Source organism: Azospirillum picis (assembly GCF_017876115.1).
GTDB lineage: Bacteria > Pseudomonadota > Alphaproteobacteria > Azospirillales > Azospirillaceae > Azospirillum > Azospirillum picis.
The window spans coordinates 136,271-154,801 of sequence record NZ_JAGINO010000006.1 but is presented as its reverse complement, the minus strand read 5'-3'; the positions used below and the strand labels follow the sequence as shown (position 1 = coordinate 154,801).

Annotated in this window: 20 protein-coding genes; 17 read left to right on the top strand and 3 right to left on the bottom strand. The window is 68.5% G+C overall.

What is annotated here, in order from left to right; genetic code table 11:
- Nucleotides 1–32 precede the first annotated feature (32 nt).
- The 9 genes from mce (at nucleotide 33) to J2850_RS11015 (ending at nucleotide 8,030) form a co-directional block, all read left to right on the top strand.
- Nucleotides 33–437 carry a methylmalonyl-CoA epimerase gene (mce, locus tag J2850_RS11055; RefSeq protein WP_209981538.1) on the top strand — a complete coding sequence of 135 codons (405 nt, stop codon included), beginning with the start codon at nucleotides 33–35 and terminating at the stop codon, nucleotides 435–437.
- A 25-nt stretch (nucleotides 438–462) separates the two neighbouring features.
- Nucleotides 463–717: a DUF1467 family protein gene (locus tag J2850_RS11050; protein WP_209981536.1), complete on the top strand. Its 255-nt coding sequence runs from the start codon at nucleotides 463–465 to the stop codon at nucleotides 715–717.
- 72 nt (nucleotides 718–789) lie between these two features.
- Nucleotides 790–1,365, top strand: a complete 576-nt coding sequence (locus J2850_RS11045; RefSeq protein ID WP_209981535.1) for a DNA-3-methyladenine glycosylase I — start codon at nucleotides 790–792, stop codon at nucleotides 1,363–1,365.
- A gap of 502 nt (nucleotides 1,366–1,867) precedes the next feature.
- Nucleotides 1,868–2,773 (top strand): hypothetical protein, encoded by a 906-nt coding sequence (locus J2850_RS11040; RefSeq protein ID WP_209981533.1) that lies wholly within the window; start codon nucleotides 1,868–1,870, stop codon nucleotides 2,771–2,773.
- A 17-nt stretch (nucleotides 2,774–2,790) separates the two neighbouring features.
- Nucleotides 2,791–3,228 carry a hypothetical protein gene (locus tag J2850_RS11035; RefSeq protein ID WP_307354385.1) on the top strand — a complete coding sequence of 146 codons (438 nt, stop codon included), beginning with the start codon at nucleotides 2,791–2,793 and terminating at the stop codon, nucleotides 3,226–3,228.
- A gap of 174 nt (nucleotides 3,229–3,402) precedes the next feature.
- A complete protein-coding gene (gene proS / locus J2850_RS11030; RefSeq protein ID WP_209981530.1) occupies nucleotides 3,403–4,716 on the top strand; it encodes a proline--tRNA ligase in 1,314 nt (437 codons plus the stop codon).
- A gap of 351 nt (nucleotides 4,717–5,067) precedes the next feature.
- Entirely contained in the window at nucleotides 5,068–6,315 is a 1,248-nt protein-coding gene (locus J2850_RS11025; protein ID WP_209981528.1) for a lipoprotein-releasing ABC transporter permease subunit, read from the top strand.
- Nucleotides 6,308–7,063, top strand: coding sequence for an ABC transporter ATP-binding protein (locus J2850_RS11020; RefSeq protein WP_209981525.1), 756 nt, complete (start codon nucleotides 6,308–6,310; stop codon nucleotides 7,061–7,063). Before J2850_RS11025 ends, J2850_RS11020 begins: the two co-directional genes overlap by 8 nt.
- A 109-nt stretch (nucleotides 7,064–7,172) precedes the next feature.
- Nucleotides 7,173–8,030 carry a dienelactone hydrolase family protein gene (locus J2850_RS11015; protein WP_209981523.1) on the top strand — a complete coding sequence of 286 codons (858 nt, stop codon included), beginning with the start codon at nucleotides 7,173–7,175 and terminating at the stop codon, nucleotides 8,028–8,030.
- A gap of 76 nt (nucleotides 8,031–8,106) precedes the next feature.
- Here J2850_RS11015 and J2850_RS11010 read toward each other — a convergent pair whose 3' ends face one another.
- On the bottom strand, nucleotides 8,107–8,679 hold the full coding sequence (locus J2850_RS11010) for a cysteine hydrolase family protein (RefSeq protein WP_209981521.1): 573 nt from the start codon (nucleotides 8,677–8,679) through the stop codon (nucleotides 8,107–8,109).
- A 110-nt stretch (nucleotides 8,680–8,789) separates the two neighbouring features.
- Here J2850_RS11010 and crcB point away from each other — a divergent pair, with 110 nt between their 5' ends.
- The 4 genes from crcB to J2850_RS10990 are packed head-to-tail and all read left to right on the top strand — an operon-like array spanning nucleotide 8,790 to nucleotide 11,627.
- A complete protein-coding gene (crcB, locus tag J2850_RS11005; RefSeq protein WP_209981519.1) occupies nucleotides 8,790–9,191 on the top strand; it encodes a fluoride efflux transporter CrcB in 402 nt (133 codons plus the stop codon).
- The gene (locus J2850_RS11000) at nucleotides 9,191–10,258 is read left to right on the top strand and encodes an RluA family pseudouridine synthase (RefSeq protein ID WP_246512982.1); all 1,068 of its coding nucleotides are present in this window, start codon (nucleotides 9,191–9,193) and stop codon (nucleotides 10,256–10,258) included. The genes crcB and J2850_RS11000 overlap by 1 nt, the downstream gene beginning before the upstream one ends.
- Complete coding sequence (locus J2850_RS10995; RefSeq protein WP_209981517.1) at nucleotides 10,258–10,929, top strand: HAD-IA family hydrolase; 672 nt, start codon at nucleotides 10,258–10,260, stop codon at nucleotides 10,927–10,929. The genes J2850_RS11000 and J2850_RS10995 overlap by 1 nt, the downstream gene beginning before the upstream one ends.
- A gap of 2 nt (nucleotides 10,930–10,931) precedes the next feature.
- Nucleotides 10,932–11,627, top strand: a complete 696-nt coding sequence (locus J2850_RS10990) for an ATP12 family chaperone protein (RefSeq protein WP_209981515.1) — start codon at nucleotides 10,932–10,934, stop codon at nucleotides 11,625–11,627.
- Nucleotides 11,628–11,818: 191 nt separating this feature from the next.
- Here J2850_RS10990 and J2850_RS10985 read toward each other — a convergent pair whose 3' ends face one another.
- Entirely contained in the window at nucleotides 11,819–12,388 is a 570-nt protein-coding gene (locus J2850_RS10985; protein WP_209981513.1) for a PRC-barrel domain-containing protein, read from the bottom strand.
- Nucleotides 12,389–12,488: 100 nt separating this feature from the next.
- The gene (gene ygfZ, locus J2850_RS10980; protein WP_209981511.1) at nucleotides 12,489–13,385 is read right to left on the bottom strand and encodes a CAF17-like 4Fe-4S cluster assembly/insertion protein YgfZ; all 897 of its coding nucleotides are present in this window, start codon (nucleotides 13,383–13,385) and stop codon (nucleotides 12,489–12,491) included.
- Nucleotides 13,386–13,627: 242 nt separating this feature from the next.
- Between ygfZ and J2850_RS10975 the strand changes: the two genes are divergently transcribed.
- The 4 genes from J2850_RS10975 (at nucleotide 13,628) to J2850_RS10960 (ending at nucleotide 18,443) form a co-directional block, all read left to right on the top strand.
- Nucleotides 13,628–15,205 carry an ABC transporter ATP-binding protein gene (locus J2850_RS10975; protein ID WP_209981509.1) on the top strand — a complete coding sequence of 526 codons (1,578 nt, stop codon included), beginning with the start codon at nucleotides 13,628–13,630 and terminating at the stop codon, nucleotides 15,203–15,205.
- A 78-nt stretch (nucleotides 15,206–15,283) separates the two neighbouring features.
- Nucleotides 15,284–16,360: an ABC transporter permease gene (locus tag J2850_RS10970; RefSeq protein ID WP_209981507.1), complete on the top strand. Its 1,077-nt coding sequence runs from the start codon at nucleotides 15,284–15,286 to the stop codon at nucleotides 16,358–16,360.
- On the top strand, nucleotides 16,357–17,286 hold the full coding sequence (locus J2850_RS10965; RefSeq protein WP_209981505.1) for an ABC transporter permease: 930 nt from the start codon (nucleotides 16,357–16,359) through the stop codon (nucleotides 17,284–17,286). The genes J2850_RS10970 and J2850_RS10965 overlap by 4 nt, the downstream gene beginning before the upstream one ends.
- Nucleotides 17,287–17,366: 80 nt before the next feature.
- Nucleotides 17,367–18,443, top strand: coding sequence for a BMP family ABC transporter substrate-binding protein (locus J2850_RS10960; RefSeq protein WP_209981771.1), 1,077 nt, complete (start codon nucleotides 17,367–17,369; stop codon nucleotides 18,441–18,443).
- Nucleotides 18,444–18,531: the final 88 nt, after the last annotated feature.

The window sequence follows — 18,531 nt, the reverse complement described above, 5'->3', positions numbered from 1 at the left end:
GGGCCGGAACAACCGCCTTGGAGAGGAAGCGCATGATCGGAAGGCTCAACCATGTCGCCATCGCCGTCCCGGATCTGACGGCGGCGACGGCGCTCTACCGTGACACCCTCGGCGCCGCGGTGTCGCAGCCCGTCGACCTGCCGCCGCACGGCGTCACCGTGGTGTTCGTCACGCTTCCCAACACCAAGATCGAGCTGCTGCACCCCTATGGCGACAGCTCGCCGATCGCCGGCTTTCTCGCGAAGAACCCCTCGGGCGGCATCCACCATATCTGCTACGAGGTCGACGACATCCTGGCCGCGCGCGACCGCCTGAAGGAGCAGGGTGCGCGCGTGCTGGGCAACGGGGAACCCAGCATCGGCGCCCACGACAAGCCGGTGCTCTTCCTTCATCCCAAGGATTTCTGCGGCACGCTGGTGGAACTGGAGCAGGCCTGACCGTCCGGACCCTGGGAGAGCAGCGATGAACAACTGGGTGACGGGCGCCTTCGTCTACATCGTCGTCTGGTGGGTGGTGCTGTTCGCCGTCCTGCCCTGGGGCGTGCGCACGCCGGAGACCCCGGAGCCCGGCATGGCCTCGTCGGCGCCGGTGGAACCGCGCATCCTGCGCAAGTTCGCCATCACCTCCGTCGTCGCGGCGGTGGTGTGGCTGGTTATCTTCGGGGTGGAGCAGTCCGGCCTTATCTCCTTCCGCGAGATGGCGCGGGACATGCTGTAGGAGCCCAGCGGCGGCGAGCGGTCCACCGGCCGGCCCCGAACGCGGACGTGTCTGATAACCGGAGGTGTCGGGGTGAGCCTGACCTATTGCGCGGCCGCACCCGGCCATCCCCATCACGGCCCCTACCATGACGGCGAATACGGCTTTCCCAGCAGCGACGATTCGGTGCTGTTCGAGCGGCTCGTCCTGGAGATCAATCAGGCGGGCCTCTCCTGGCTGACCATCCTGAAGAAGCGCGACGCCTTCCGGGCCGCCTTCGACGGCTTCGACATCGACCGCGTGGCCGCCTACGGCGAGGCGGACCGCGCCCGCCTGCTCGCCGATGCGGGGATCATCCGCAACCGGCTGAAGGTGGATGCGGTGATCGAGAACGCCCGGCGGATCATCGCCCTGCGGGAAAGCCACGGATCCTTTCATGGTTGGTTGAGCGCCCACCATCCGCTGGGCAAGCCGGACTGGGTGAAGCTGTTCGCCCGCACCTTCCGCTTCACCGGCGGCGAGATCGTCGGCGAGTTCCTGATGAGCCTGGGCTACCTGCCCGGGGCGCACCAGCCCGACTGCCCCGTCCAGGCCACCGTCCTGTCCTTGAGTCCTCCCTGGAAGACCGCAGTCGACGGGGGATTCGAAGGGTACGGGCCTGCAAAATAGGCAAAGCTCTGCCCGCAACCACGGCAAGCGCCAAATCGCTGGGCAGAATTGCAAAAACTTTGAGCAGGTGGCTGTATTGCCTCTGTTTTGGGCTTGCCATCACTCCGGAGCAGGTTCACACTTTTTCATGTGACAGGGGCGGACCGCTTGGCGGTTTCCTCCCTTTCCGACGCCTGGTGGCGATTCCTCCCTAAACTCATGGCCGCGCGATGATCCGCGCGGCCTTTCTTTATCCGGGGCTGCCGGTGCCAAGCCGAATGCGCGCCCGCACGGTCCGGAACCGGCGGTGGAGAGGAAATTTCCCGCCGCGGTCCAGAAAACATTAACGGTTTGCTTGGTAGCGTGGCCGGGCCTATCTCCGGTCGGGGCCAACCCGGATTCGAACCGCAAGATCGCCTCCGGGACGGTCGCCTCCCGGGGCGCCTTCCAAGGCGTCTCCCGGAGCGCCGGTGCTCCTGGAGTGGCCAGGACGGGCAAGGAAGGGACGACAGTCGAGGCGCCGATGGCCGCGAACGAAAACGAACGATTCGATCAGTTCGCCGCGGTTCTGTCGACCGAACTGTTGGAGCGGACGAAGAAGACCATGGAACTGCTGGCTCCCGAACAGCAGCCCGCGTGCAGGCTTCCTTTCGTCCAGACGCCGTCCTTCGTGGACTTCTACAGCGAACTCGTCAGGGTCGGCATTCTGCCGGTGGTTCTCAGCCGCCGGCCGGTCCGCGCCATCGTCGGCGACGTCGACTGGACGCGGGAAGGCCGCGAGTACCTGCTGACGGTGCTGGACGACCGGTCGAACGCCATCTTCACCGCCTGGGAATATGCCTGGGACTCGCTCTGGGACGAGCGCAAGGTCGGCCAGGACGGCGCGGGAGGCTCCGGTGCCGCCAAGCCCAAGAAGGGCTTCTTCCGCTCGCTCTTCGGACGCAAGGCCGACACGGCGCAGGACCATCGTCCCGCCGCCGAAGGGGCGGAGGGCGGCGTCATGGCCGGGCTGCACATCATGCTGACCGAACTTGCCGAAAAGCGCGGCTTCCTGCCGCTGTTCCATGACGACGTCCGCACCCTGAAGGCGCTGCCGCGGGTCAAGCCCGGCCGCGTGGCGCAGGCGTGGAAGGAGATCGCACAGTACCACCACCAGGAATTCTACCTGCCCGAACAGGAGCAGGCGAAACCCGGCGTGACTTCGGACTGCCTGCAGAAATGGCATTACAATCTTCAGGACCGGATCGGCGAGTTCCTGGTGCTCAAGGCCGCCGTGGACCTGGAGCATGTGAACAAGGCGTTCATCGGGAAATACATCCGGCAATCGGCGCGGACACAGGAGGAGGCGGAAAAAGGGATGCCCTACCTGTCGCTCTACTGGAAGGCGATGGCCAGGCCGGTGGCCGTGGCCGAACGGCACTCGCTGTGAGGATGCCGGTCCTGCGCGTGGCGGCCGTGCTCCTGCCGCTCGCCGCCGGTGTGGCGGTGGCCCAGACGCCGCAGAGGGGACCCGTCCCGCTCACGCCCGGCTCCAGCTCCGGCGCCGACCGGCCGGTGGTGGACCTGTCGCTCTGCCGGGCGATGGTCGCCCACCGCCCGGCGCCGGACGTCCAATACCGCCCCGGCGTCGATGTGCATGGCCGCCCGGTGGCACCTGCCGACCTCCCCGGCTCGGGCGGGGCGCAACCCCCCATCCCGGTCGACCTGCCGCTGTCGGTCGAACTGGCGCGGCGGATGGGCATCGCGCTGCCGTCCGCGCCGGGCCTGCCCGACGAAATGACGGCTGCCTGGCTGACGGTGGTCGGCGACCAGCTCTACCTCAACGGCCAGCCGATGGAGGCGGCCTCCGAGGAGCGCGTCTACGCCTATTGCCGGACGCGGTAGGCGGCCGCGGGCGGGCCTTGGTCGCCGCGGCGCATTGGGGGCTAAGGCCAGGCTGCCACGGTGCCGCAGTGGACAAGTGGCGGCGACCTTCCTAAAGTCGCACCCCCGGCGTCGCGCGGCTTGCCGGTGCGGTGCCGCACGCCATTCGAACACCTCGCACACGAGAGCAGAGCCATGCGGCTGTCCAGCTTCTTCATGCCGACCCTCAAGGAGACCCCGACCGAGGCGCAGATCGTCTCGCACCGCCTGATGCTGCGGGCGGGGATGATCCGTCAGACCAGCGCCGGCATCTATGCCTGGCTGCCGCTGGGCTACCGGGTGCTGCGCAAGATCGAGCAGATCGTCCGCGAGGAGCAGGATGCCGCCGGCGCGCAGGAACTGCTGATGCCGACCATCCAGTCCGCCGACCTGTGGCGCGAGAGCGGCCGTTACGACGATTACGGCAAGGAGATGCTGCGCATCACCGACCGGCACGACCGCGAGATGCTGTTCGGCCCGACGAACGAGGAGATGATCACCGACATCTTCCGCGCCTTCGTCAAGAGCTACCGCCAGCTTCCGCTGAACCTCTACCACATCCAGTGGAAGTTCCGTGACGAGATCCGCCCGCGCTTCGGCGTGATGCGCGGCCGCGAATTCCTGATGAAGGATGCCTATTCCTTCGACATCGACCCGGCCAGCGCCCGCCGCGCCTACCAGAGGATGTTCCTCGCCTATCTGCGGACCTTCGCCCGCATGGGGCTGAAGGCCATCCCGATGCGCGCCGACACCGGCCCGATCGGCGGCGATCTCAGCCACGAGTTCATCATCCTGGCCGAAACCGGCGAGAGCGGCGTCTTCTGCCACAAGGACTGGCTGAGCCTGGACGTGCTGAAGGACGCCCCCGGCTTCGCTGACGACCTGCAGCCCTTCTTCGACCGCACCACGGCGATCTACGCCGCCACCGACGAGAAGCACGACGCCGCCACCTGCCCGGTGCCGGAGTCCGATCTCGTCTCGGCCCGCGGCATCGAGGTCGGCCACATCTTCAACTTCGGCACCAAGTACTCCAAGCCGATGAACGCCGTGGTCGCCGGCCCCAACGGCGAGTCGATCCCGGTGGAGATGGGGTCCTACGGCATCGGCGTGTCGCGCCTGATGGGTGCCATCATCGAGGCCAGCCACGACGACAACGGCATCATCTGGCCGGACGCCGTCGCTCCCTTCGACGTCGGCCTCGTCAACCTGAAGTCCGGCGACGCCGAGACCGACCGGGTCTGCGCCGACCTGTACGCCAAGCTGCAGACTGCCGGCCGCGAGGTCGCCTATGACGACCGCGAGGAGCGGCCGGGCGCCAAGTTCGCCGACATGGACCTGATCGGTGTGCCCTGGCAACTGGTCGTCGGCCCGCGCGGCCTGAAGACCGGCGTCGTCGAGCTGAAGCGCCGCGCCACCGGCGAGAAGGAAGAGCTGTCGATCGACGCCGCGCTGGCCAAGCTGGCGGGCTGACGGCGGCAAGCCATAGGGGCGTCGCATCGCCCGGGCGGTGAGAGGAGCGATCCTCTGCCCGCGCTGCCCGCGCGGTGGCCGGCCGCGCGGCCATGCCCGTGCCCGCCGCCTCCGTGGCCGCGGCCGGGAGGGGCTCCCTATCGGGAGCCCGGAGAACCGCGTTTCCGCCGCCGCGGGAAGCCACTGGCGACCGGCGGCGGCGCCCGCCACGGCCGTCCCCGGCCTTCGTTGCCCCCTCGCCGCACGGCCTGGTCAGGCCGGGGAAAAAGGACGCCCGCGCATGCCGCCCTTTTCCCGCCACGCTCAAGTCCTTACCTAGGGCTTCGACCCCGCCCACCGACAGGACAGCTAATGATCTTCAACGCCTTCGAACGCATGGTCGCGATGCGGTACCTCCGGGCGCGCCGCCAGGAGGGGTTCATCTCGGTCATCGCGGGGTTCTCGCTGCTGGGCATCGCGCTCGGGGTGGCGACGCTGATCATCGTCATGGCGGTGATGAACGGCTTCCGGGCGGAACTGCTGGGCCGGGTGCTCGGGCTCAACGGGCATCTGAACGTCTACAACGCGCAAGGCGGGCCGCTGCCCGATTTCGACATCCTGGCCGGGACGCTGCGCAAGACGCCGGGCGTGGTCAGCGTCACCCCGACGGTGGAGGGGCAGGCACTGGTCTCGGTCCGCGGCGCCGCCTCCGGCGCGGTGGTCCGCGGCGTGCGGCCGGAGGATTTCCGCGACCGCCCGACCCTGGCCAGCCACATCATCCGCGGCTCGCTCGACGAGTTCGGGGAGGACCGCGTGGCCATCGGCGTGCGGATGGCCCAGCGCCTCGGCCTGTCGGTCGGCGACCAGGTCACGCTGATCGCACCGCAGGGCAACGTCACCGCCTTCGGCACCGTGCCGCGGATGCGCAGCTATCCAATCGCGGCGATCTTCGACGTCGGCATGTTCGAATACGACAACAGCTTCATCTTCGTGCCGCTTCCGGAAGCTCAGGCGTTCTTCCGCACCGGTGACGCGGTGACGTCGCTGGAGGTCTTCGTGCAGGACCCGACGCAGATCGACGCCGCCCGCGCCGCCGTCCGGTCGGCGGTGGCCGGCGTGGGCAGGGTGGTCGACTGGCAGCAGTCCAACGCCAGCTTCTTCACGGCCCTTCAGGTCGAGCGCAACGTGATGTTCCTGATCCTGTCGCTGATCATCATGGTGGCGGCCTTCAACATCATCTCCAGCCTGATCATGCTGGTGAAGGACAAGGGCCGCGACATCGCCATCCTGCGCACGATGGGGGCCACGCGGGGCATGATCATGCGCATCTTCTTCCTGTCGGGCGCCAGCATCGGCGTGACCGGCACGCTGCTGGGGCTGGCGCTGGGCGTCTCCTTCGCCCTGAACATCGAGAGCATCCGGCAGGTGATCCAGGGGCTGACCGGCACCAACCTGTTCAATGCGGAGATTTATTTCCTGTCGCACCTGCCGGCCAAGATCGACTGGAGCGAGGTGGTGCAGGTGACGCTGATGGCGCTCGGGCTGTCCTTCGCCGCGACCATCTACCCGGCCTGGCGGGCCGCCCGCCTCGATCCGGTGGAGGCCCTGCGCTATGAGTGACGCGCCGATGGACAACATGCTGGAACTCAAGGCCGTCGTCCGCCGCTTCGAGCAGGCCGGCGAGACGCTGGAGGTGCTGCGCGGCGTCGACCTGACGGTCGGTGCCGGCGAACTGGTCGCACTGGTCGGCCCGTCGGGAGCCGGCAAGTCGACGCTGCTGCACATCGCCGGCCTGCTGGAGCGGCCGACCGAAGGCCGTGTCAGCATCGGCGGCACCGACGTGTCGGGGCTGGACGACGGCAAGCGCACCGAGGTACGGCGCCGCGCCATCGGCTTCGTCTACCAGTTCCACCACCTCCTGCCGGAATTCTCGGCCCGCGAGAACATCGTCCTGCCGCAGATGATCGCCGGCGTGGCGAAATCGACCGCCAGGCAGCGTGCCGACGAGCTGCTGCGCATGGTCGGCCTGGAGCAGCGCGGCACCCACCGGCCCGCCCGCCTGTCCGGCGGCGAGCAGCAGCGGGTCGCCATCGCCCGCGCGCTGGCCAACGCCCCCTCGCTGCTGATCGCCGACGAACCGACCGGCAATCTCGATCCCCATACGGCCGAGCACGTCTTCGCCATGCTGTCGGCCATCGTCAGGCAGGCGAAGGTCGGCGCATTGGTGGCGACGCACAACCTCGACCTTGCCCGCCGGATGGACAGGGTGCTGGAAATGCGGGATGGCCGGCTGGTGGAATACGACCCGGGCGAGCTGGAACCGTTGGGCGACCCGGCGTCGCTGCGGGCGGAAACCAGCGGGTCATAGGTCGAAAGGCTGTTTGCCGGCCCGGTTGCCGGTTGGTCCCGCGAGCCCCACTGTCTTGCGCGACGTTGCGCAGAACACACAAGTTGCGCAGGAACAGGGGGCACGAGGCATGGACCAGCGAATCATCGACCTCTACGACGAGTATACCCACGCGCCGCTGCCGCGGCGGATCTTCCTGGAACGGCTGGGTGCGCTGGCGGGCAGCGCGGCCGCCATTCCGGCGATCCTTGCCGCGATCGAGCCGAACTACGCGCGGGCGGCGATCGTCGCGGAGGACGACGGCCGGCTGGCCGCCGAGCATGTCCGGTACCAGGGGGCGACCGGCGACGTCGCCGGCTATCTCGCCCGGCCGAAGCTGGCGGAAAAGGCTCCCGCCGTCATCGTGGTCCACGAGAACCGCGGGCTCAACGCCTATGTCGAGGACGTGACGCGGCGTCTGGCGACCGAAGGCTTCGTGGCGCTGGCGCCCGACCTGCTGTCGCCGGCGGGGGGCACGCCGCAGGACGCCGACAAGGCGCGCGACCTGATCGGCAAGCTCGATCCGGACAAGACGGTCAACGACCTCGTCGCCGCCATGAGCTACCTGATGGCCTACCGCTATTCCTCGGCCAAGGTCGGGGCCATCGGCTTCTGCTGGGGCGGCGGCATGGTCAACCGGCTGGCGATCAAGGCGCCTGACCTCAAGGCCGGCGTCGCCTTCTACGGCCCCACGCCCGATCCGGAACTGGTCGGCACGATCAAGGCGCCGCTGATGCTGCATTACGCCGGCCTGGACCAGCGCCTGAACGCCGGCATCCCCGCCTACGACGAGGCGCTGAAGAAGGCCGGGGTTGAGCACCAGATCCTGATGTACGAGGGCGTCAACCACGCCTTCCACAACGACACCTCCGCCGAGCGCTACAACAAGGAGGCCGCCGACCTCGCCTGGAAGCGCAGCGTGGAATTCCTGAAGTCCAAGCTGGCCTGAGCTTTCACGGGCGCGGAGGCGCCGGCGCCGCCCCTTCCCGGCCTCCCGTGCTTCGCGGGGAAAGGGGAGGCGGCGGTCAGCCGGCTGCCGCCAGCACCTCCGCGGTGGTCACGATCGCCGCATATTCGCCGGACAGGTTGGCGAGCGACAGATCGTGCACCTCCTCGGCCGTCCTTGGCCGGCCGGACCAGTCGGTGCGGGCGAAGGTGAAGCAGGCGTCGGCGACGAGCCGCACGTCGTAGCCGAGGTTTCCGGCCATGCGCACCGTCGCCTCGACGCTGTTGTTGGTGATGACCCCAGCGATCACCAGGGTGCCGATGCCCCGGGAGCGCAGCCGCTCGTCCAGGCCGGTCCCGATGAAGGCGCTGTTGGTCGTCTTGCCGACCACCGGCTCGCCCGGCAGCGGCATCGCCTCGTCCTTGAAGGCGTGCCCGGCCGTGCCCGGGCGGTAGGTCGACTCCGGGTTCACCGAATCGTGGCGGACATGGACCAGCGGCCGGCCGGCCCGGCGCCAGGCCGCCAGCAGCGCGGCGACGTTCGCTTCGGCCTGCGGGTTGTTGCGCGCGCCGTCGCGGCTCCATCGCGGGTCGTCGATCGCCCTTTGCAGGTCGATGATCAGCAGGGCGGCAGCGGGGGGCAGAGGGTCCATGGCAGGCAAGTCTGCCGCCTATCCCCATCGCGTGACAAGTGCGTCGGTTTCTGGCTCTAATCCGGCGCTCCAGTCGCGTTTCGTCCAGCCTATGGCCCCCAGGAGGCGCCGTGCTCGCATCCCCCCTGTCGTTGCTCGCGGTCGCCGCCGGCGGCGCGGCCGGCTCGGTCGCCCGCTACCTGATGCTGATGATGATCGGGCAATGGCTCGGCTCCCGCTTTCCTTACGGGACGATCGTCGTCAACATGCTGGGCTGCACCGTCATGGGCGTGCTATCCGAACTGGCGGTCCAGGCCTGGTCTCCGTCGCCGGAACTCCGCGCCCTGCTGATGGTGGGGGTGCTGGGCGGCTTCACCACCTTCTCCTCCTTCACGCTGGACATCGGTGTCCTCGTCGGCCGTGATGAGATCGGCGCCGCACTCGCCTATGCTCTTGCCTCGGTGCTGCTCAGCGTGCTGGGCTTCTTTGCCGGCCTGTTGGTCGTGCGTTCTCTTGTTTCGGTGTCCATCTGATGACTGACCTCCCCAATTCCGATGCCAAGTCCGCGGCCGATCCCGAGGCTGGCGGCACCTCCGGCGACAGCAAGGTCGAACTCCGCAAGGTCATGGCCGACGAGGCCGACATGCGCCTCGACCGCTGGTTCAAGCGGCATTTCCCCGATGTGAACCACAGCTATCTCCAGAAGCTGCTGCGCACCGGGCAGGTCCGCATCGACGGCAAGCGGGCGGAAACGTCGTCGCGGCTGCTGGCCGGGCAGAGCGTGCGCATTCCCCCGCTGGCCGCCTGGGCGGCGCCGGTCAAGGGGGCGGGCACCGCCGGCTCCCGGTCGAAGGCGATGTCGGACAAGCAGATCGCCGAGCTGCAGGCACTGGTCCTGTACCGCGATGCCGACGTCATCGCCATCAACAAGCCCGCCGGACTGGCGGTGCAGGGGGGCACCGGCACCTCCAAGCATCTGGACGCCATGCTCGATGCCCTGCGCTTCGATGGCGCCGAGCGGCCGAAGCTGGTCCACCGCCTGGACAAGGACACCTCGGGCGTGCTGCTGCTGGCCCGCACCAGCTTCGCCGCGACCAAGCTGACCGAGATGTTCCGCGGCAGCGCCGTGCGCAAGATCTACTGGGCGGCCACCGTCGGCGTGCCGAAGCCCTACCAGGGGAAGATCGACCTTCCGCTCGCCAAGGAGGGCGGACCGCATGGCGAGCGGGTGGCCGAGAACAAGGAGGAGGGCAAGCGGGCGGTCACCGTCTATTCGGTTCAGGAGAATGCCGGAAAGCAGTCGGCCTTCGTCGCCATGTGGCCGCTGACCGGCCGCACCCACCAGCTCCGCGTCCATATGGCCGCCGTCGGCACGCCGATCCTCGGCGACGGCAAATATGCCGGGCAGGGCGCCTTTCTGCCGGGAGCCGAGGTGGCGAAGAAGCTCCACCTTCATGCACGCCGGCTGGTCCTGCCGCATCCCCGCGGCGGCAAGACCATCGACGTCACCGCGCCGCTGCCCGACCACATGCAGGCGACCTGGAAATATCTCGGTTTCAGCGCCAACCTGCGCGGCGATCCCTTCGAGGATTTCGAGTGATGGCTGGCTTGCGGCTGGCGCTGTTCGACTGCGACGGAACACTGGTCGACAGCCAGTTCTCCATCATCGCCGCCATGACCGCCGCCTGGGCCGAGCACGGGCTCGGCGAGCCGGACCCGCTGGAGGTCCGGCGCATGGTCGGCCTGCCGCTGGTCGATGCCGTCGGGCTGCTGCTGCCGACGCTCGCCCCTGACGGGCGGGCCGCGGTCGCCGAGAGCTACAAGCGCGCCTTCTCCGCCGCCCGCGACCGCGGCGAGGGGACGGAGCCGCTGTTCCCGGGCATCCTCGACGCGCTGGCGGCCCTGGAGGCGGCGGGCGTGCTGCTCGGCGTGGCGACCGGCAAGTCGCGGCGCGGGCTGGACGCCGTGCTGAAGGGGCATGGGCTGGCCGGCCGTTTCATCACGCTGCAGACCGCCGACGTCGGGCCGGGCAAGCCCAACCCGCACATGGTCCACCGCGCCCTGGCCGAGACCGGCGCGGAGGAGGGCGGGACGGTTGTGATCGGCGACACCACCTACGACATTCAGATGGCCCGCAACGCGCGGGTTCGGTCGGTCGGCGTGTCCTGGGGCTACCATGCGGTGCCGGAGCTGGAGCGCGCCGGGGCCGACCGCATCGTCCACCGCGGGCGCGATGCCGCGACCGCGGTGCTGGAGCTTTTGGAAGGGTGAGCATGAAGCGTTTCTACAAGGCCGCCGGGGTCGGCGGTGCCGACGGCGGCTTCCAGGTCGAGCTGGACGGCCGGCCGGTGCGCAGCCCCGCCAAGGCGCCGCTGGTCTTCCCCAGCCAGGCGCTGGCCCGCGGCGTCGCCGAGGAATGGGAGGCGCAGGGCGACCAGATCGACGCCCATTCCATGCCGCTGATGCAGCTTTCGAGCACCGCGGTCGATCTTATCCCCGCCAAGCGCCCGGATATCGTCCAGGCCGTCAGCGCCTATGCCGGTACCGATCTCCTGTGCTACCGCGCCGAGCACCCGCAGCCGTTGGTCGAGCGTCAGGCCAAGGCGTGGCAACCGCTACTGGACTGGGCGGCGCTGCAATACGACGCCCCCCTGCATGTCTGCACCGGGCTGATGCCGAAGCCGCAGCCCGAGGAAGCGTTGGCCTCGCTGCGCCGGGTGGTCGAGGGAGCCGACGACTGGTACCTGTCGGCGCTGCAGACGGCGACCGGGGTTTGCGGTTCGCTCGTCGTCGCGCTGGCTCTGCTGGAAGGGCGGCTCAGCGCCGAGGAGGCGTTCGAGGTCTCGCAGCTCGACGAAACCTACCAGATCGAGCAATGGGGCGAGGACGCGGAGGCGACGAAGCGACGCGCCAACGTCCGCGCGGAGATCGTCGCCTGCCGGCGGTTCGTCGACCTGCTTCGCGGCTAGAGTGTGATCGGTTCAGGCGGAATCGCTTGAAGCGTGACTCACGCGGAGGATCAAAAGCTTGGAGCCCGGCAAACGGGAAAGGGGCGGACTGTGTCCGCCCCTCCCGGTCCGGTCGTCGGGCGGCCTCGGCCAATTCATGGCCGGGCCGCGGCCGGCTGACGCTTCCGCGTCACTCGGCCGCGTTGTCCAACTTACTTGGCCGTGCTGGTGCCGGAGCTGGTCGAGCCGGCGGTCGGAGCGGCGCCCGGCGCCGCGGGCTCGCTGGTGGTGGACTTCTTGCTCTTGTTCAGCGACGTCATGGTGTCGTCGTACTTGAACTCGGGCAGCGCCTTGATGTCGTCGCGGCTCATGCCGGCGAGGTTCAGGCGGTTGTTCTGGGCATCCCAGTTGGCGGCGCTGTAGTCGACGGCGACCTGCTTCTCACCGATGCCGAGGAAGCCGCCGGAGCCGATCACGAGCTGCTTGGCCTTGCCGCTGCCGTCGAGGATGACGTCCTCGACTTCGCCGATCTTGTTGTTGTCGCGGCCATAGACGTTCTTGCCGATCATCTCGTCGGCGCTGGCGAGCGACATGTCCGAAGCGGCGCCGGCGGTCGAGCCGCTCTTGGTCGCGCTGTCGGGCATCGCGCTGTTCGACGTGCTGGAGGACGAGGACGACGGGTTGCCCACGGTCGGCGACGTGGTCTGCGCACCAGCCTGGGTGGCGACGGCGCCAGACAGCATTGCCAGGGTGGCGGCGGTGGCGATCAGGGTGCGACGCATGGGGTGGCTCCTTTGTCGTTGTGTCGAAAGACATGTCAACAACACAGACGGAGCCTGTTTGATTTCACTTTCCGGGAATTCTTTTGGTGTATTCCTACCCCTAGGTGGTGGGATCCCACGATGGAACCCGCACCGTAAGGACAGTCGAACCCGCCAGCAGGGGCTGCCCGGTTTCGCCGGCACGCCGCACCTCCTCCAGGCGAAGCAAGGCGAGAGCGGCACCGTCGCGGCCGCTGCCGACCTGTCCCGCCTCCTTCCCGTCGAGGGTGACCGGGGTGCCGGCCTCGGGCGCGGGACCCGGGAATGTCACAGGGAACAGCTTCTTCTTGATCAGCGCGCGGTACTTGGTGCGGGCGGTCAGCTCCTGTCCCATGTAGCAGCCCTTGTCCCAGGAGATGGCGTTCAGCGCGTCCATCCGGCTCTCCAGCGGGATCGACTTCTCCGGGATCAGGTCGCTGCCGCCGTCCGGCACCCCCAGTTCCAGCCTCAGGCGGTCGTAGTCCGCCGGATCCAGGCGGGTGAGGCCGGCCTCCTCCAGCGCCGCCACACCCTCGGGCGGCAGGAAGAGGCGGCAGCCAAGCTCCGGCAGCCGCGGGTCCATGAAGGCGATGCCGCCGGCGAAGGGCCGCGCCGCGCCGGCTTCGGCCGGCAGGCCCAGCGCCGCCGCCGCGCCGTCGCCGAAAGCGGCGATCACGGTCAGGCTGTCGGCGCGGTCCTCAAGCGTGACCTTCGAGCGGAGCTTGTACATCTTCAGCCGGCGCAGCAGGTCTGCACGCCGATCCGTCTCGGGATCGAGCAGCAGAGCGCCCTCCGACTCGACCATCATGAAATCATGCAGGAACTTGCCCTGCGGGGTCAGGAACAAGGCATAGGCCGCGCGCTCGCCGGTGACGCGCAGCACGTCGTTGGACACCAGCCCCTGCAGGAAGCTCGCGCGGTCGTCGCCCGACACCGCCACCACGCTCCGCCGCTCCAGCACCGTGTAACCCGCCGACATCTCTGCCCTCCCACTCGTCCATGCCGTCCAAGTGTTGGACGGATTGTCGCACCTGGCAAGGGGCTGCTGCGGCGCGAAAGGCTGGGTTGCCGGGAGGTGATGAGGGAATCGGCGATTGCATTCCGGACAGGCAGAGGATCGGCTGTTGACGCATGGTGGCTCTGCCGGATTACTCTGTCCGCAACGGTGGCACGGCTCTGGCATTGCCATGCGGGTTTGACCTTTTTTCGGATCCTTCCTCCTTGCATTCGCACGCCGAGACTATTCCCCCGGACGCCGCGCCGCCCCGACTGGAGCTGCGCGGCATCACCAAACGATTCCCCGGCTGCCTCGCCAACGACCATGTCGATCTCATCCTGAAGCCGGGCGAGATCCATGCGCTGCTGGGCGAGAACGGCGCCGGCAAGTCGACCCTCGTCAAGATGATCTATGGGGTCCTGCACGCCGACTCCGGCGTCATGCTGTGGCAGGGGAAGGAGACCACGGTTCCCAACCCGGCCGGTGCCCGCAAGCTCGGCATCGGCATGGTGTTCCAGCATTTCTCGCTGTTCGACACGCTGACGGTGACCGAGAACATCGCGCTGGGGCTCGACGAGGCGGGTCCGATGGAGGCGCTGGCCGAGCGCATCCGCACGGTGTCGGAACGCTATGGCCTGGCGCTCGACCCGGCCCGCCATGTCTTCCACCTGTCGGTGGGCGAGCGGCAGCGGGTGGAGATCGTCCGCTGCCTGCTGCAGGATCCCAAGCTGCTGATCATGGACGAGCCGACCTCGGTGCTGACGCCGCAGGAGGCCGCCAAGCTGTTCGAGACCCTGCGCCGGCTGGCGGCGGAGGGCTGCACCATCCTCTACATCTCCCACAAGCTGGAGGAGATCCGCGCCCTGTGCAGCCGCGCCACCGTGCTGCGCGCCGGCAAGGTGGTGGGCGCCTGCGACCCGCGGCAGGAGACCGCCCGCGGCCTGGCCGAGATGATGATGGGCGCCGAACTGGCGATTCCGGAACGGCCGCCCCAGGCGCAGGCCGGGGCGCCGCGCCTGTCGGTGCGGCATCTCTCCACCACCTCCGCCAACCCCTTCGCCACCAACCTGAAGGACGTGTCCTTCGAGGTGCGGGCCGGCGAGATCCTGGGGATCGCCGGGGTCGCCGGCAACGGCCAGGCCGAGTTGATGGCGGCGTTGAGCGGCGAGACGCTGATTGCCGACGCCACGTCCGTGGTCATCGAGGGGACGGCCGCCGGCCAGCTCGGCCCGCGGGCGCGCAGGGCGCTCGGCCTCGCCTTCGTTCCGGAGGAGCGGCTGGGGCGCGGCGCCGTGCCGGAACTGAGCCTCTCGGAGAATGCGCTGCTGTCGGGCTATGCCCGCGAGCCGCTGGTGCGCGGCGGCATGGTGCATTTCGCCCGCGCCCGCGCCTATGCGGAAACGATCATCAAGGGCTTCAACGTCGTCGCCCACGGCCACCGCGCCGAAGCCCGGTCGTTGTCGGGCGGCAACCTTCAGAAATTCATCATCGGCCGGGAAATCCTGCAGAGGCCCAAGCTGCTGGTCGTCGGCCAGCCGACCTGGGGCGTCGATGCCGGTGCCGCGGCGGCGATCCACAAGGCGCTGATCGGGCTGGCGCGCTCCGGTGCGGCGGTTCTGGTCATCAGCCAGGATCTCGACGAGCTGTTCGTGCTGAGCGACCGCATCTCCGTGCTGTTCCACGGCCGCCTGTCCGATAGCCGGCCGACCCACGAAACCTCGGTCGAGCGCATCGGCCTGCTGATGGGCGGCCTGTTCGGCACGCCGCCGGACGAAGACGGGGAGATTGTGCGTGCTGTCTGACCTTTTCCGGCGATCCGCCCGGGGCCCGCTGGCGCGCGGGACGGGCAGGGGACCTGCCGCCGGCGACGGAGCGGTGTCATGAGCCTGCTTCGTCTCGAACCGCGCGGACAGGCATCCAAGGCCATGGTCTATGCGACGCCGCTGCTGGCGGTGGCGCTGACGCTCGCCAGCGGCTTCATCCTGTTTCTCCTGCTGGGCTTCGATCCGCTGAAGGCGCTTTACGCCTTCTTCGTCGCGCCGCTGACCTCGACGCGCGGGGTCGGCGAGTTGATCGTCAAGGCGACGCCGCTGGTGCTGTGCGCGGTCGGCCTCGCCATCGGCTTCCGCGCCAATGTCTGGAACATCGGCGCCGAGGGCCAGCTCACCATCGGCGCCATCACCGGCGGCGGGCTGGCGCTGGCCTTCTACGGCGACGGCGGCTGGTGGCTGCTGCCGCTGATGGTGATCGGCGGTGCCGCGGGTGGTGCCGCCTGGGCGGCGGTCCCGGCCTTTCTCCGGCTGCGGTTCAATGCCAGCGAGATCCTGACCAGCCTGATGCTCAACTATGTGGCGCTGCTGTTGCTGAACTACCTGGTCCACGGCCCGTTCCGCGACCCCGACGGATTCGCCTTTCCCGAATCGCGGCTGTTCGAGGCCGATGCGGTGATGCCGATCCTGTGGAGCGGCACCCGCGTCCACCTCGGCGCGCTGTTCGCCCTGCTGGCGGTCGCCGGCGGCTGGGTGCTGATGGCGCGGACCTTCATCGGCTTCCAGATCAAGGTCATCGGCCTGACCCCGGCCGCCGCCGGCTATGCCGGCTTCGACCAGAAGCGCATCATCTGGTTCGCCCTGCTGCTGTCGGGTGCCCTGGCGGGTTTGGCCGGGATGGGCGAGGTGGCCGGCCCGATCGGGCAGATCAACGCCAGCATCTCGCCGGGATACGGCTACACCGCGATCATCGTCGCCTTCCTCGGGCGCCTGCATCCGGTCGGGATCCTGCTGGCCGGGTTGCTGATGGCGCTGTCCTTCATCGGCGGCGAGGCGGCGCAGATCGCCATGAACCTGCCCAAGGCCATCACCGGAGTGTTTCAGGGCATGTTGCTGTTCTTCCTGCTGGCGAGCGACGTGCTGATCCGCTACCGGGTTCGCTTCGGGGCGCGGAGGGCGGTGGCATGAGCGACCTCGCCATCCTCGGCTCGATCCTCGCCGCCATGTTCGCGGCGGCAACGCCGCTGCTGTTCGCCGCGCTGGGCGAGCTGGTGGTCGAGAAGTCGGGCGTCCTCAATCTCGGGGTCGAGGGCATGATGCTCGTAGGCGCGGTGTGCGGCTTCGCCGTGACGGTGCAGACCGGCAGCGCCACCACCGGCCTGGTGGTGGCGGCGCTGGCCGGGGCCGCCACCTCGTCGCTGTTCGCCCTTCTGACCCTGTTCCTGCTGGCCAACCAGGTGGCGACCGGCCTTGCCCTGACGCTGTTCGGCGTCGGTCTTTCCGCGCTGATCGGACAGGGGTTCGTCGGCATCCCCCTGGAAGGGCTGCCCAAGCTGAACATTCCCGGCCTGACCGACCTGCCGGTGGTGGGGCAGGCGCTGTTCGGCCAGGACATCCTGGTCTATCTCGCGATCGCCGCGGTGCCGCTGGTGCACCTGTTCCTCTACCACAGCCGCGCCGGGCTGGTGCTGCGCGCGGTAGGGGAGAACCATACGGCGGCGCACGCGCTCGGCTACAAGGTGCTGCGCATCCGCTTCCTGGCGGTGCTGTTCGGCGGCGCCATGGCCGGTCTCGGCGGGGCCTTCCTGTCCATGGACTACACGCCGATGTGGGCGGAGAACATGACCTCGGGCCGCGGCTGGATCGCGCTGGCGCTGGTGGTCTTCGCCACCTGGAAGCCGGCCCGCGTCATGCTGGGCGCCTGGCTGTTCGGCGGCGTCACCATCCTGCAGCTCCATGTCCAGGGCATGGGCGTCGAGGTGCCCTCGCAGCTCTTGTCGATGCTGCCTTATCTGGCTACCGTTCTTGTGCTGGTGTTGATCTCGCGGGATGTCGCCCGTATCCGTCTGAATGCCCCGGCCAGCCTGGGAAAACTGTTTCATCCCGACGCTTGACGCGTCGTTCTGAAAACGAAACAAACGCCCACAACACAAGATACCGAAGAACGAGGAGTTTCGACGTGAACAGAAGGACGATGGGCAAGACGATGCTGGGCCTGGCCGGCGCCGCGGTCGCGCTCAGCTCGGGCATTCCGCTGGCGATGGCCGACGACAAGCTGAAGGTCGGCTTCGTCTATGTCGGTCCGATCAGCGACCACGGCTACAGCTACCAGCACGACCAGGGCCGCCTGGCGGTCGAGAAGGCGCTGGGCGACAAGGTCACCACCACCTTCGTCGAGAACGTGCCCGAGGGCGCGGATGCGGAGCGCGTGATCGAGCAGCTCGCCTCCAGCGGCCACAAGCTGATCTTCACGACCTCGTTCGGCTTCATGAACCCGACGCTGAAGGTGGCCAAGCGCCATCCCGACGTGAAGTTCGAGCATGCCACCGGCTACAAGCGCGCCGAGAACGTCGCCACCTACTCCGGCCGCTTCTACGAGGCGCGCACGGTGGTCGGCGCCATCTGCGGCAAGATGACCAAGTCGAACATCATCGGCTATGTCGGTTCCTACCCGATTCCCGAGGTCGTCGGCGGCATCAACGCCTTCACCCTGGCGCTGCGCGAGCAGAACCCGAAGGCCGAGGTCCGCGTCGTGTGGGTCAATAGCTGGTACGATCCCGGCAAGGAGGCCGAGGCGGCCAAGGCGCTGATCGACCAGGGCGCCGACATCATCGTCCAGCACACCGACAGCCCGGCGCCGATCCAGACCGCGCAGGAGCGCGGGTTGTGGGCGGTCGGCCAGTCGTCGGACATGACCCGCTTCGGCCCGAAGTCTCACCTGACCGCCATCGTCGAGGACTGGAACGGCTACTATGTCGACCGCGTCAAGGCGGTGCTCGACGGGAGCTGGAAGCCGATCGACACCTGGGGCGGCATGAGCACCGGAATGGTCGAACTGGCCCCCTATAACCCAGCCATTCCCGAGGACGTCGTCAAGCTGGCCGAACAGATCAAGGGCGAGATCGTCACCGGCAAGCGCCATTCCTTCCAGGGTCCGGTCAAGGACCAGTCCGGCAAGGTGGTGATCCCGGAGGGCAAGACCGCCACCGACGAGCAGATCCTGAAGATGGACTGGTACGTCGAGGGCGTGCAGGGCAAGGTTCCGAAGTAAGGCACCGCCGGATGCGCAAATGGGCCGGGGGACTCCTCCGGCCCATTTGCGTTTCAGTGATCCGAGTTTCGGTGGTCCGAGTTTCGGT